At 71.4% G+C, this 13,646-nt stretch carries 9 protein-coding genes; 3 read left to right on the top strand and 6 right to left on the bottom strand.

What is annotated here, in order from left to right:
- Positions 1–12: 12 nt before the first annotated feature.
- The gene (gene tkt, locus IH68_RS0118665) at positions 13–2,088 is read right to left on the bottom strand and encodes a transketolase (protein ID WP_030936523.1); all 2,076 of its coding nucleotides are present in this window, start codon (positions 2,086–2,088) and stop codon (positions 13–15) included.
- A gap of 146 nt (positions 2,089–2,234) precedes the next feature.
- Between tkt and IH68_RS0118660 the strand changes: the two genes are divergently transcribed.
- Positions 2,235–3,146 (top strand): helix-turn-helix domain-containing protein, encoded by a 912-nt coding sequence (locus IH68_RS0118660; protein WP_030936520.1) that lies wholly within the window; start codon positions 2,235–2,237, stop codon positions 3,144–3,146.
- A 135-nt stretch (positions 3,147–3,281) separates the two neighbouring features.
- Here the strand turns inward: IH68_RS0118660 and IH68_RS0118655 are convergent, their stop codons facing one another.
- On the bottom strand, positions 3,282–4,667 hold the full coding sequence (locus tag IH68_RS0118655; protein WP_030936518.1) for a glycoside hydrolase family 16 protein: 1,386 nt from the start codon (positions 4,665–4,667) through the stop codon (positions 3,282–3,284).
- A gap of 160 nt (positions 4,668–4,827) precedes the next feature.
- Positions 4,828–6,063, bottom strand: a complete 1,236-nt coding sequence (locus tag IH68_RS0118650) for a L,D-transpeptidase (RefSeq protein WP_030936514.1) — start codon at positions 6,061–6,063, stop codon at positions 4,828–4,830.
- A 209-nt stretch (positions 6,064–6,272) separates the two neighbouring features.
- Between IH68_RS0118650 and IH68_RS0118645 the strand changes: the two genes are divergently transcribed.
- Positions 6,273–8,951, top strand: coding sequence for an FAD/NAD(P)-binding protein (locus IH68_RS0118645; RefSeq protein WP_030936512.1), 2,679 nt, complete (start codon positions 6,273–6,275; stop codon positions 8,949–8,951).
- A gap of 129 nt (positions 8,952–9,080) precedes the next feature.
- Here IH68_RS0118645 and IH68_RS0118640 read toward each other — a convergent pair whose 3' ends face one another.
- Entirely contained in the window at positions 9,081–11,180 is a 2,100-nt protein-coding gene (locus tag IH68_RS0118640; RefSeq protein WP_030936511.1) for an MMPL family transporter, read from the bottom strand.
- 207 nt (positions 11,181–11,387) lie between these two features.
- Here IH68_RS0118640 and IH68_RS0118635 point away from each other — a divergent pair, with 207 nt between their 5' ends.
- Positions 11,388–11,792, top strand: coding sequence for a VOC family protein (locus tag IH68_RS0118635; RefSeq protein WP_030936508.1), 405 nt, complete (start codon positions 11,388–11,390; stop codon positions 11,790–11,792).
- On the opposite strand, the gene IH68_RS0118630 is transcribed toward IH68_RS0118635, so the two are convergent.
- On the bottom strand, positions 11,789–12,457 hold the full coding sequence (locus tag IH68_RS0118630) for a response regulator (protein WP_030936506.1): 669 nt from the start codon (positions 12,455–12,457) through the stop codon (positions 11,789–11,791). The two genes, IH68_RS0118635 and IH68_RS0118630, sit on opposite strands and share 4 nt — an antisense overlap.
- On the bottom strand, positions 12,454–13,641 hold the full coding sequence (locus tag IH68_RS0118625; protein WP_030936504.1) for a sensor histidine kinase: 1,188 nt from the start codon (positions 13,639–13,641) through the stop codon (positions 12,454–12,456). Before IH68_RS0118625 ends, IH68_RS0118630 begins: the two co-directional genes overlap by 4 nt.
- Between the last annotated feature and the right edge of the window lie 5 nt (positions 13,642–13,646).

Genomic DNA, 13,646 nt, shown 5'->3' with positions numbered 1-13,646 from the left:
CTGGCGATCGGATCAACCGCGGGCGGCAGCGAGGGATTCCCGGGCTGCGGCGGCGACGTTCTCAGGGGTGAAGCCGAACTCGGCGAACAGGGTCTTGGCGTCGGCGGAGGCGCCGAAGTGCTCGAGGGAGACGATGCGTCCTGCGTCACCTGTGAAGCGGTACCACGTCAGACCGATCCCGGCCTCCACGGCGACGCGGGCCCGCACGGACGGCGGAAGGACGCGTTCGCGGTACTCCCGCGGCTGCTCCTCGAACCACTCCACGGACGGCATCGACACGACCCGGGTGCCGATCCCCTCGGTCTCCAGCTGCTCGCGCGCGGCCACCGCGAGTTGCACCTCGGAGCCGGTGGCGATCAGGACGACGTCCGGGGTCTGCTTCGAGGACTCCTTCAGGACGTAACCGCCCTTGGCCGTATCGGGGTTGGGGGCATACGTCGGCACGCCCTGGCGGGTGAGCGCGAGTCCGTGCGGGGCCGGGTTGGTGGCGTGCCGCTTGAGGATCTCGCCCCAGGCGATCGCGGTCTCGTTGGCGTCGGCAGGGCGGACGATGTTGAGGCCCGGGATGGCACGCAGGGAGGCCAGGTGCTCGACCGGCTGGTGGGTCGGCCCGTCCTCGCCGAGACCGATGGAGTCGTGCGTCCAGACGTACGTCACCGGGAGCTGCATGATGGCCGACATCCGCACCGCGTTGCGCATGTAGTCGGAGAACACCAGGAAGGTGCCGCCGTAGATACGGGTGTTGCCGTGCAGCGCGATGCCGTTCATCTCCGCGGCCATCGAGAACTCGCGGATGCCGAAGTGGACGGTACGGCCGTACGGGTCGGCCTCCGGGAGCGGGTTGCCCTTCGGCAGGAAGGACGACGTCTTGTCGATGGTGGTGTTGTTCGAGCCGGCCAGGTCGGCGGAGCCGCCCCACAGCTCGGGGACGATCGCGCCGAGCGCCTGCAGCACCTTGCCGGAGGCGGCGCGGGTGGCGACCGCCTTGCCCTCCTCGAAGACCGGCAGGGCGTCCTCCCAGCCCTCGGGCAGCTGGCCCGCGACGATCCGGTCGAACAGCTCCGCGCGCTCGGGGTTGGCGCCGCGCCACTTGTCGAGCTGCTTGTCCCAGGCCGCGTGCGCCTCGGCACCGCGGTCGAGGGCCTCACGGGCGTGGGCGAGGACGTCGGCGTCGACCTGGAAGGACTGCTCGGGGTCGAAGCCGAGGATGCGCTTGGTGGCGGCGATCTCGTCGGCGCCGAGCGCGGAGCCGTGGGAGGCCTCGGTGTTCTGCGCGTTCGGGGCGGGCCAGGCGATGATCGTGCGCATTGCGATGATCGAGGGCCGCTCCGTCTCGGCCTGCGCGGCCTTGAGGGCCGCGTACAGGGCGGGTACGTCGATGTCGCCGCCGAGCGAGGGCTCGACGCGCTGCACGTGCCAGCCGTAGGCCTCGTAGCGCTTCAGGACGTCCTCGGAGAACGCGGTCGCGGTGTCGCCCTCGATGGAGATGTGGTTGTCGTCGTAGAGGAAGACCAGGTTGCCGAGCTTCTGGTGGCCGGCCAGCGAGGAGGCCTCGGCGGAGACGCCCTCCTCCAGGTCGCCGTCGGAGACGATCGCCCAGATGGTGTGGTCGAAGGGGGAGGTGCCCTCGGGCGCCTCGGGGTCGAACAGACCGCGCTCGTAGCGGGCGGCCATCGCCATGCCGACGGCGTTGGCGACCCCCTGGCCGAGCGGACCGGTGGTGGTCTCGACACCGGCGGTGTGCCCGTACTCGGGGTGACCGGGCGTCTTGGAACCGTGCGTCCGGAACGCCTTCAGGTCATCGAGCTCGACCTCGTAGCCCGCCAGGAACAGCTGCGTGTAGAGAGTCAGCGAGGTGTGGCCGGGGGACAGAACGAAACGATCCCGACCGGTCCACTCGGGGTCGGCGGGATCGTGACGCATCACCTTCTGAAAGATCGTGTACGCGGCCGGGGCCAGGCTCATCGCCGTGCCCGGGTGGCCGTTGCCGACCTTCTGCACGGCATCGGCGGCGAGCAGACGGGCCGTGTCCACGGCGCGCCGGTCGAGTTCGGTCCATTCGAAGCTGTCCGGTGTCTGCGTACTCATCTTCAAGAAGTCCTCGATCGAAGCGGCTGAACTGCTCTGATGTGTTCAAACTTAAAAGTCTGACTTTTACGGGGGAAGGTCGCTGTGTGTCAGCCTGTGGTGAAAGTGGGACACCGACAGCGCGACCGAGGCGGCACGAGTAGGACATGGCGGGCAGAACCATCCAAGGTGGAGACGGTGACGGCGGGGTGGACGGCATCCGAACGTTCCCTTTCCCGGTCGAGCTGAGTCTGGGCGGTGTCGGCATGCGAGTCGGCCCGATGGGGGCCGATCGCACCTGGCACGCCGAGGGGGCGGCGCCCCTGGAGCGTGTGCACCGGATCGACTTCCACGTCGTGATGTTCTTCGACGACGGCCCCGTCCGCCACATGATCGACTTCGCGGAGTACGAGGCCTCGCCCGGCGACGTGCTGTGGATCCGCCCCGGCCAGGTCCACCGCTTCTCGGAAGCGAGCGAGTACCGCGGAACCGTCCTGGCCATGCAGCCCGGCTTCCTGCCCCGTGCCACGGTGGAGGCGACCGGCCTCTACCGCTACGACCTGCCGCCCCTGCTCCACCCCGACCAGGCGCAGCTGACCGCCCTGAAGTCCGCCCTCGCCCAACTGCAACGCGAGTACGAGGACACCACGACCCTGCCGCTCAGCCTGCACACCGCCGTGCTGCGGCACGCCCTCACGGCCTTCCTGCTGCGGCTGGCGCACCTGGCGGCCAGTTCGGCGGAGGCGGTCCGCCGTCAGTCGGACACGACGTTCACCCTGTTCCGGGACGCCGTGGAGAAGCACTTCGCCACCAACCACAGCGTCAGCGCCTACGCCGACTCCCTCGGCTACTCCCGGCGCACCCTCGTCCGCGCGGTCCGCGCCGCCACCGGTGAGACCCCCAAGGGGTTCATCGACAAGCGGGTGATTCTGGAGGCGAAGCGGCTGCTGGCCCATACCGATATGCCTATCGGCCGGGTGGGGGTGGCTGTCGGGTTTCCCGACGCGGCGAACTTCTCGAAGTTCTTTCATCAGCACACGGATGTGACGCCGGCGGCGTTCCGTGCGGAGCTTCGGTGAAGTGCGGCTCCGTCGTGGGGGCCGGTGCCGTCGACGGTCTGCGGGCAGTTCGTGGCTGGTCGCGCAGTTCCCCGCGCCCCCTTTGGGCGCTGCCCCATGGGGGCGGATCCCCGCGGGGCAGCGTTGCAAGCCGTGTCAGTGCCCGAAGTCGAACCAGTTCACGTTCACGAAGTCGGCCGGCTGGCCGCTGGTGAAGGTCAGGTAGACGTCGTGGGTGCCGGTCACCGCGCTGATGTTGGCCGGGACCGTCCTCCAGGACTGCCAGCCGCCCGTGTTGGCGAGGGCGAAGCTGCCGATCGGTGTGGCGGTACGGCTGTCCAGGCGTACCTCGACCAGGCCGCTGACCCCGGACGCGGCGCCGCTCGCCACGCGTGCGTAGAACTGTGTGGCCGCCGTGGAGCCGAAGTTGACGCCCTTGTAGAGGGCCCAGTCACCGTTGGCCAGGGAGCCGAGGTCCTGGCCGCCGCCGGTGTCGGAGGTGCTCTCCGTGGCGGTGCCGGACTGGCCGTCGTAGGACTCCGCCTGGATGGCGCTGTAGGCGTCACGGTTGCCGGAGGGCGGGGGTGTGGTCGTGCTCCCGCCGCTCGACAGGACCTGGACGTAGTCCACGAGCATCGGGTGGCCGGATTCCGTGGCGCTGGTCGGGCCGCCGCCGAACGCGGCCGGGAAGGCGCCGCCCATCGCCACGTTCAGGATGACGAAGAAACCGTGGTTGGTGGCGTTGGCCCAGGTCGTGGCGTCCATCTGACTGGCCGTGACGGTCTGGTAGTTGACGCCGTCGACGTAGAAGCGGATCGCCTCGGGGGTGACCGAGCGGTCCCACTCCATGGTGTAGGTGTGGAAGCCCGACTGGCACGTCGTGTTGGGGCATGCCGTCGAATTGCCGAGGCCCGTCGTCTCGTTGCACGGGCCGCCCGGGTTCGTACCGCAGTGCATCGTCGCCCAGACCTTGTTGATGCCCTGGACGTTCTCCATGATGTCCAGCTCGCCGACGCTCGGCCAGTTCTGGTAGTTGCCGCGATAGGGGGCGCCCAGCATCCAGAACGCCGGCCAGTAGCCCGCACCGGCATCGCCGGTGACGTTGGGCATCTGGAGGCGGGCCTCGACGCGCAGCTTGCCGCCGGCCGGGGGCTGGAAGTCGGTGCGGTTGGTCTCGATACGGCCGGACGTCCAGTTGCCCGCGGAGTCGCGCAGCGGGGTGATGCGGAGGTTGCCGCTGCCGTCGAGCGAGACGTTGCTGGTGCTGTTCGTCATCGTCTCGACCTCGCCGGTGCCCCATTTGGCGGCGCCGCCGGGGTACGAAGTACCGGTGTCGTACTGCCAGTTGGAGGTGTTGACGCCGGTTCCGGCCGAGCCGTTGAAGTCGTCGAGGAAGACCTGCGTCCAGCCCGACGGGGGTGTGGGCGCCGAGGCGTCGGCGGACTGGGTGGCGGCCGTGGCGAGCGCGGCCGCCAGGCCGAGCGTGCTGAGCACGGCGAGGAGCGCGCGTCGCCGTCTGGGTATGCCGGAGGTTGCACTCATGGGGGTGCCTCCCGGTTGCGGAGTGATGGGCTGTGGGGTGCCCTTGAGAGCGCTCTCAAAGTGGGCCCAATGTGCTCTCCGCCACCAGAACCGTCAAGAGTTAAAGCAAGGAAAGTCCTTTCCGGCGGCCGAAGTTCACCCCCTGAACGGTGCAAACGTGCTAAAGCGCGCTCCCCGCCTTCCACTCCGACCATGACAGATTCCAGCCGTTGAGCCCGTTGGCCGGGTCGACGGTCTTCTCACCGGAGTTCTTGACGATGACCACGTCACCGAGCATCGAGGAGTCGTAGAACTTGTAGCCCGCCACGGAGCTGTCGTCCGCACCCTTCGCGTCGTGCAGGCCCACGCAGCCGTGGCTGGTGTTCTGGTGGCCGAACACCGAGCCGGACGCCCAGTAGTTGCCGTGCACGAACGTGCCGGACGTGGTCAGACGCTGGGCGTGCGGCACGTCGGAGATGTCGTACTCGTCGCCGAGCCCGACCGTGGAGGACTCCATGCGGGTCTGCTTGAACCGCTCGCTGATCACCATGATTCCGGACCAGGTGGTGTGCTGGGCGTTGCCGCCGCTGACCGGGTAGGTGGCGAGCGTCTCGCCGTCCCGCTCGACCGCCATCTCCTTGGTGGCGAGGTCGACCGTACTGATCTGGGCGCGGCCGATGTGGAAGGTGACGTCCTTGTTCTGCACGCCGTAGACGCCGCCTGCGCCCTCGACGTCCTTCAGCCGCAGGCTGAGGGTGATCTTCGTGCCGGAGGCCCAGTAGGTCTGCGGGCGGAAGTCGAGGCGGGTGTCGCTGAACCAGTGGCCGACCACCTCGACGGCGGGCTCCGCGGTGACGGTGATGGCCTTCTGGACGGTGGCGCGGTCCTTCACGGCGGGCGTGAAGTTGATCGACACGGGCATGCCGACGCCGGAGGTGGAGCCCGCCTCGGGCGTGAAGTAGCCGACGAAGGTCTCGCCGGGTGACCTGGTGGTGAAGGTCGCAGTCTGTGCCGCGGCGCCCTCCGGGGTGGCCGTCACCGTGTATTTCATCCCGGAGTACGGGTTCTTCGCCGACGTCCACCTGGTCTTCGCGTCGTTGAGCGAACCGGCCAGTGCGGAGCCGTCGTTGCCGGTGACCTTCACCGAGGCGAGGATGCCGTCGGTCACGGTGACCTCGACGGGGCTGGTGAAGGCGGCCTTCCTGGTGCCGTCGGCGGGTGTGACCGAGACGGTCGGTTTCTTTGAGGCGGCGGCCGCGGATTCGCCGGACTTCGTCGTCCCCTCGGAGGCGCCCGCGGAGCTGCTGCATCCGGTCAGTGCCGCGGCGGCGGGCACCGCGCCCAGCGCGCTCAGTACTCCACGCCGGGACCACTTCTGCGACTGCTGAGACCGGTTCGATATGTGCGAGACGCCCACGGCAGGCCTTTCTGGGATGTCCACCTTTTCCGGGTGCATCCTGCGCCGCGCAGATTTGTTGATCCTTTGAATTTCTCGATCGATTCCTGAGATTCCTGTGAGGAATCGCCGTGAGAAGGACCGAAACCGCGGTTGTGGAGGGTCCGGGGATTGTGAACAGAGTATGAGCGGCCCGACCGGGGCCGACCGACCACCGCCGGAGGTATGACGTGACCGAAGTCCGCGAGCCGCACACCGTGGCCGTCGTAGGAGCAGGCGCGGCGGGAACGCTGACCGCCGTCCAGCTCTGCGAGACGGCGACGCGCCGCCGGACACCGCTCGGCCTCGTCCTTCTCGACCCGGCCCCGGAGGCAGGCCGCGGCGCCGCGTACGCCACACGCGACCCGCGCCACCGCCTCAACGTGCCCGCGGGCGGCATGAGTTGCTACCCCGACGACCCCGGCCACTTCACCCGCTGGCTGTGCCGCCACGGCGAACCGTCCGTCACAGCGGCCGACTTCGCCACCCGCTACCGCTACGGCGCCTACCTCGCCGACACCCTCGCGCAGGCCATCGTTCGAGCCCAGGGCACGGTGACGGTACGACGGCTGCGCACCCGCGCCGAGAGCTGCACCGGCACCCCCGAGGGCCGGCCGACGCTCCACCTCGCCGACGGAGGACACCTCACCGTCGACAGCGCGGTCCTGGCCACCGGGCCCGCCGCCCCCTCCCCGACCTGGGCCCCGCCGGCACTGCGCGCCTCGGCCCGTTTCGTCGCCGCACCCTGGGCCACGGGCGCGCTGGACGGCCCGCTCTCCGACACCGCCGACGTCCTCCTCGTCGGCACCGGACTGACGGCCGTCGACCTCTCCCTCACCCTCGACCGTCCCGGCCGCACGGTCCACGCCCTCTCCCGCAGCGGCCTGCTGCCCCAGCCGCACGCCCTCACCCCGGCCGGCCAGATGGGCGCGCCCGAGGGCCTCGACGACGCCTCGCTGGGCCGCCTCCGCCGGGCCGTCTACCGCCACATCAGCCGGTCCGTGCGCACCCACGGAGACTGGCGCCCCGCCCTCGACAGCCTGCGCCCGCACACCGCCCGCCTCTGGGAGAGCCTCACCCCCGAGGACCGGGCCGAGTTCCTCGCCCGTGAGGGCGCCCTGTGGAACACCCACCGCCACCGCATGGCCCCCGCCACCGCCGAGTCCGTCGCCCGGGCCCGTACGGCCCGACGGCTCACCGTCCACACCGGCGCGGTGACGGACGCGGTGGAGCACGACGGTTCACTCAGGGTCACCCTCTCCAACGGCCGTACCCTGCACGTCGGTTGGGTGATCGACTGCACCGGCCCGGGCCGACGGTTCGACGACCCCCTGTGGCGTTCCCTGTTCGCCTCCGGGGCCGCGGTGCCGGGCCCGCTCGGCATGGGCGTGGCCACCCGCGACGGGCGGCTGCTGGACTCGGAGGGCCGCGCGGACCGGCCGCTGTTCACGCTGGGCGCCCCGCGCCGCGGCGAACTGTGGGAGACCACCGCGATCCCCGAGATACGCGTCCAGGCGGCAGCCCTGGCAGGGCAGTTGCTCGCCCCGCTGACGGGGAGGACGGGCAGGCCCCGCACTTCCCGGCGTCCCGTCGACGGACACGGACTCGCCCTCTCCACCCACGCCGAGGCGGCCGCCGCCTACCGATCCGGCCTCAACCGGGTCCTCAAGGTCCGCGCCGGCGCCGAGGACGCCTTCGCCAGAGCCGTCGCCCTCGACCCCGGGTTCGCTCTCGGTCACGCGGCCCTCGCCCTGCTCGGCCATGAGTGCGGCGCCGCCGTCGACGTACCGCGGGCACTCGCCGAGGCGCAGCGCTCCGCGCGCGAACACGCCGACGAGCGGGAGCGTTCCTTCGTGGACGTGGTCACGCGCCGGGTGCACGGCGACGACGGCGACACGGCCCTCGTACGCCACCTCGACGCGCACCCCGCCGATGCGCTCGCGCTGGCCGCCGCCGTGCCCACCATCGCCTTCTCCGGCGTCACCGACCTCGACGACGACCACGCACTGCGGCTGGTCGAGCGGACGACCCCCGCCTACGACGGCCACTGGTTCCACACCTCGCTGCTCGCCTTTCTGCGACAGGAGCAGGGCCGGCTGCACGAGGCCGGTGAACTCGCCCACCGCGCCCTGGCCCTGGAGCCCGCCTCGGGGCATGCCGTGCACGCCCTCGCCCACGTCCACTACGAGTCCGGCGTGCACGAGGCGGGCCGCGACTGGCTGGACGGCTGGGTGTCCGGGCAGGGCCGGGGCGCCGTCCACAGGGCCCACTTCTCCTGGCACATCGCCCTGCACGAACTCGCCCTCGACGACCCGGCGGCGGTGCGCAGGCGCTGGTTCGCACAGCTCGCACCGGGCCGGGTGGTGACCGGGGTGCGGGCGCTGGTCGACTCGGGGTCGCTGCTGTGGCGGGCCCGGCTGAGCGACAGCTGGCGGGGCGAGCTGCCCGCCGGGGACGTCCTGGACACGGTCGCCCGGGACGTCCTGGAACGTCCGGCGACCGCCTTCACGGCCCTGCATGCCGCTGTGGCGCTGGCCGCTGCGGGGGATCTGGCGGCGCTGCATCGGTTGCGGGACCATGCGGCGGGCGCCGACGCCGTGCAGCGGGAGGTGATCGTGCCGTTGTGCGAGGCCTTTGCCGCACTCGTCGAGGAGCGCTTCCACGAGGCCGCGCGCGGGCTGGACGGGTTGCTGCCGGTGCTGCACAGGGTCGGCGGCAGCGCCGCCCAACGCGAAGTCGTCGAGGAGACGCTTCTGTACGCTCTGGTGTCGGCGGGCCGCTGCGACGCCGCCCGCCGCCTGCTGGACACCCGCCTGGACCGCAAGGAGGCGCCGCGCGATCGGCGGATGCGGGCCGGCCTGCCGGCCTGAGGCTGTGTTTGGCGCAATCGGAATTGCCGCGATTTGTTGTTGGGCGTCTGCGGGTGCGTCGTGGCTGTTCGCGCAGTTCCCCGCGCCCCTGAAGGGGCGCAGTGAACCGCGCGGCCTTGGGCTGTGCCCTCAGGTGTGCGTCAACTCCCGGCGTGGAGCGGGAACTTCGTGCAAGCCGAACCTGTCGTGCACCCGCCGCAGCGACCCCGGCGCCCACCACGCCCGGCGTCCCAGCAGCGTCATCGTCGCCGGAACCAGCAGCATGCGTACGACCGTCGCGTCGATCAGGACCGCGAGGGTGAGGCCCAGGCCGATCTGGAGGATGGGGGAGAAGCCGCCCGTCATGAAGGCGCCGAAGACGACGGCGAGGAGCAGGGCGGCGCAGGTGACCACGCGGCCGGAGCGGCGCAGACCGGTCACCACGGCCTCCTGGTCGTCCCCCGTCCGGCCCCGTGCCTCCCGCATCCGGGCCAGGATGAACAGCTCGTAGTCCATGGCCAGTCCGAAGGCGATCGCAACGATCAGGGGCGGGGCGGTCAGGCTCAGCGCGCCCAGGCCCTCGGCGCCCAGCGCGCCGGCCAGGTGGCCGTCCTGGAAGACCCACACCACCACGCCGAGCGCGGCGCCCAGACTGAGCAGCGTGGTCAGGATGGTGCGCAGCGGGATCAGCACCGAGCCCGTGAACGCGAACAGCAGGATGAAGATGCCGGCCAGCACGGTCAGGGCGGCCCAGGGCGCCCGGTCGGAGAGCATCGCGCGGAAGTCGACCAGACGGGCGGCGGGCCCGGTGACCTGGACCGGTGCGGTGCCGCGCAGCTCCCGTACCTGCTTGACCAGGTCGGTGGCCTCCTTGCCGTCGACCCTGCCGGACGGCTGGAGTTGTACGACCGTGGCGCCGCCGGGCAGTTCGCGGGACTGCGCAGTCCGGGACAGGGCGCGGATCCGGTCCGCGGTCGAGGAGTCGGTGCCCGGCTTCAGGACGACGGTGACCGGCGAGACCCCCGTGCCCGCCGGGAAGTGCGCGTCGACCGTGTCGTACAACTGCCGTGCCTCGGTGCTCGCGGGCAGCTGGGTCGCGTCGCCGATCTCGATCTTCATGCCGGTGACGGGCAGCGCCAGGACGAGCAGGGCCGGGACGACCGTGGCCAGGACGGCGAGGCGGCGGCGGGCCGAGAAGCGGGCCACGCGGGCGAAGAAGCGGCCCTCCTCGCCCTCCGGCAGGGCCTTCGCAGGGGCGATCTTCGCGCCGAACCTGGCCAGCAGCGCCGGCAGCAGCGTCAGCGCGGCCAGCATGTCGATGACGACCACGGCGGCCACCGCCAGGCCCATGCTGCGCAGGAACACGCTGGGGAAGACGAGCAGACCGGTCAGGCTGACGGCCACCGTGAGCCCGGAGAACAGCACCGTCCGCCCGGCCGCGGCGACCGTCCGGTGCACCGCCTCCACGACATCCTCGGTGCTGCGGCGCTCCTCACGGAAGCGGACCAGCATCAACAGGGCGTAGTCCACGGCGAGTCCGAGGCCCAGCATGGTCGTCACCTGGATCGCGTACACCGAGATGTCGGTGACCTGGCTGAAGCCGAACAGTGCCAGGAAGGCGCCCGCGATCCCGCTCACCGCGATCACCAGCGGCAGCCCGGCCGCGCGCAGCCCGCCGAACACGACGAGCAGCAGGGCGAGTACGACGGGCAGCGAGATCAACTCGGCGTTCTTCACGTCCTGTTGGGCACGCTCACCCAGCTGCTTGCCCAGCATCGGGCCGCCGCTGACGTGTACTTCGGGCGCGTCGATCTGCTTGATCCGGTCGGCCGCCGCGTCCACCGCCTTCTCCTCGGCGTCGTCGCCGAGACCGCCCTTGAAGGTGACGGGGACGATCAGGGCCTGCCCGTCGGCGGCGGTCAGACCGTGGGTCCGGTACGGGTCCGGGACCGCGGCGACACCGGTGATACCGCGTACGTCGGCCACGGCCCGCTCGACCTGCTCGTGAAGTCCGGGGTCGGAGACGGCGGTCCCCGCGACGACGGCGGTGATCGACTCGCCCGTCGGGTCGACGCGGTCCAGGTACTGGGCGGCCCGCTCCGACTCGGTGCCCGGCACCTCGGGCACGTTGTCGGAGAGCCGCCCGAAGACGCCCGTCCCCAGCCCGAAGCCGAGCAGCAGGAAGAGCACCCACAGAAGGATGACGGTCAGCGGGCGGCGGGTAGCTGCCCGGGCGAGTGTGGAGAGCACGGTCCCTCCCGGCGGGTCGTCGGTTGCCATTGCCCTCAGGCTCGTGCCGACGGGGGTGTACCGAATCGCCGGAGGGAGCGGTTTCGAGGCATCGGTCGTGCGGGGGAGGCGGGACCCCGGCTCCCTCCGGAGAGGGAGCGGCGGGAATCGTTCGTACGGTTGGGGCGGTTGTCGGAACGAAGCAGCCGCGATCTTCGAGGAGCCCGTATGTCCGGCGAACCCGCTGTCCGTGAACTCCGCCTCGTCGTCACCGCCGACGACTACGACGAGGCACTGCGCTTCTACCGTGACGTCCTCGGCCTGCCCGAGCGTGCCGCGTTCTCCTCGCCGGACGGCCGGGTCACCATCCTCGAGGCGGGGCGGGCCACCCTGGAGCTGACCGACCCCCACCATGCCGACTTCATCGACGAGGTCGAGGTGGGCCGCCGCGTGGCCGGGCACATCCGGGTCGCCTTCCAGGTGGACGACTCGGCCGCCACAACGGCGAAGCTGGCCGCGGCGGGAGCGGACGTGGTCGCCGAACCGACACGCACCCCGTGGAACTCGTTGAACTCCCGGCTCGAGGCCCCGGGCGCCCTGCAACTGACCCTCTTCGAGGAGCTCGGCGGCTAGGCGGACCCCGGCGTCACCAGCCCCGTCTCGTACGCGCAGATCACCGCCTGCACCCGGTCTCTGAGCCCCAGCTTGCTCAGCACGTTGCTGACATGGGTCTTGACGGTGTGCTCGCTCACGAAGAAGGCCGTGGCGATCTCGGCGTTGGACAGGCCGCGGGCCAGCAGCCGCAGCGTCTCCACCTCCCGGGCGGTCAACGCGTCCAGCCGCTGCGGGGTGACCGAGGCGGCGGCCTGCTCGCGGCGCCGCTGCACGATGTCCGCGACCAGCCGCCGCGTCACCGTCGGCGCGAGCAGCGAGTCGCCGGCCGCGACCACCCGTACGGCGTGCACCAGGTCGTCGCGGCGCACGTCCTTGAGGAGGAAGCCGCTGGCGCCCGCGTACAGCGCCTCGTACACGTACTCGTCCAGGTCGAAGGTGGTCAGCATGACGACCTTGCAGCAGGACTGCGCGCACACCCGCCGTGCCGCCTCCAGCCCGTCCATGAGCGGCATCCGGATGTCCAGGAGCAGCACGTCCGGCGTGTGCTGCTGGACGGCCGCGACCGCCTGGGCGCCGTCGCCGGCCTCGGCGACCACCTCGATGTCCTGCTGCGCCTCCAGGATCATGCTGAAACCGCTGCGGACCAGCTCCTGGTCGTCGGCGACGACCACCCGGATGCTCACCCGAGGGCCGCCTGACGGTCGGCGGCGGCAGGCAGGCGTACGACGACCCGGAAGCCGCCGTCGGGACCGCGTCCGGCCTCGGCGCTGCCCCCGCAGGCGGCGGCCCGCTCCCGGATGCCGATCAGCCCGTGCCCGCCGCCGGGTGCCGCGGGGCCCTGTCCGTCGTCGGTCACCGTGAGGGTCAACAGGTCCTCCGTCCAGTCGAGTTCGACGGTCGCGCAGGAAGCGGCGTACGCATGCTTCACGGTGTTGGTCAGGGCCTCCTGCACCACGCGATAGGCGGCGACCTCGGCGTCCGCGGGCAGGGGGTGCGGTCGGCCCGTGGTGTGCAGCTCGACCCGCAGGCCCGCCGATTCGCCGACCTGTTGCAGCAGTCGCGGAAGTGCCGCCACGCCCGGCTGTGGTGAAGTGCCGTTGCCCTGCTCCTCCTTGAGCACCCCGAGGATCCGGCGCAACTGCGCCATCGCGTCCCGCCCGGCGGCCGCGATCGCGTCGAAGGAGGCCTCCGCACGCTCCGGATCACTGCGCACCACGACCGGGCCCGCCTCCGCCTGGACGACCATGAGGCTCACCGCGTGGGCGAGGATGTCGTGCATGTCCCGGGCGATCCCGGCGCGTTCCTGGGCGATGGCCCGCGCGGTGTCCGCGGCGCGCTCCCGCTCCACCCGCCGGGCCCGGTCCTCCAGCTCCGCGGTGTAGGCGCGCTGGACGCGGGCCAGCCGTCCGAGGGCGTAGGCGCAGGCGATGCAGAGCAGATGGAAGGCGTACTCGAAGGGGCGGGCGTCCTCCTTGTGCTGCATGGTGACGGTGGCTCCGATCGCCCAGCCGGCCAGCATCACGCGCCGCTGCCAGGGCAGACCTCGGGCGGCCATGGTGTAGAGGACGACCAGCCCGCCGTACATCACATCCGGTGGGGGAGCGTGGTAGACGGCCATCGCGGGCGTGGCCGCCGACACGACCCACGCGGTCGTGAACGGTGCCCGCCGCCGCCACACCAGCGGCACCGCCGTCGCGGCACCCAGCAGCCAGCCCTGCCAGGTGAGCCGGTCGTCCCCCTCGTCGGGGAAGAGCCACTGCAGCGAGACGGCGAACAGGACGAGCGCGGCGAGGGCGGCGTCGACGGCGTACGGATTCGCCGTCCGCAGGCGCGCGGCGGTCTGCGTGAACCAGGACTGCGGGGACATGGGCG

The organism is Streptomyces sp. NRRL S-646 (assembly GCF_000720765.1).
GTDB lineage: Bacteria > Actinomycetota > Actinomycetes > Streptomycetales > Streptomycetaceae > Streptomyces.
The sequence above is the reverse complement of the archived record's forward strand: the minus strand, read 5'-3'. Positions and strand labels throughout refer to the sequence as shown.

Coding starts and splice junctions, on each gene's coding strand:
- tkt (WP_030936523.1), bottom strand. CDS start 2,088: ATGAGTACGCAGACACCGGACAGCTTCGAATGGACCGAACTCGACCGG.
- IH68_RS0118660 (WP_030936520.1), top strand. CDS start 2,235: ATGGCGGGCAGAACCATCCAAGGTGGAGACGGTGACGGCGGGGTGGAC.
- IH68_RS0118655 (WP_030936518.1), bottom strand. CDS start 4,667: ATGAGTGCAACCTCCGGCATACCCAGACGGCGACGCGCGCTCCTCGCC.
- IH68_RS0118635 (WP_030936508.1), top strand. CDS start 11,388: ATGTCCGGCGAACCCGCTGTCCGTGAACTCCGCCTCGTCGTCACCGCC.
- IH68_RS0118625 (WP_030936504.1), bottom strand. CDS start 13,641: ATGTCCCCGCAGTCCTGGTTCACGCAGACCGCCGCGCGCCTGCGGACG.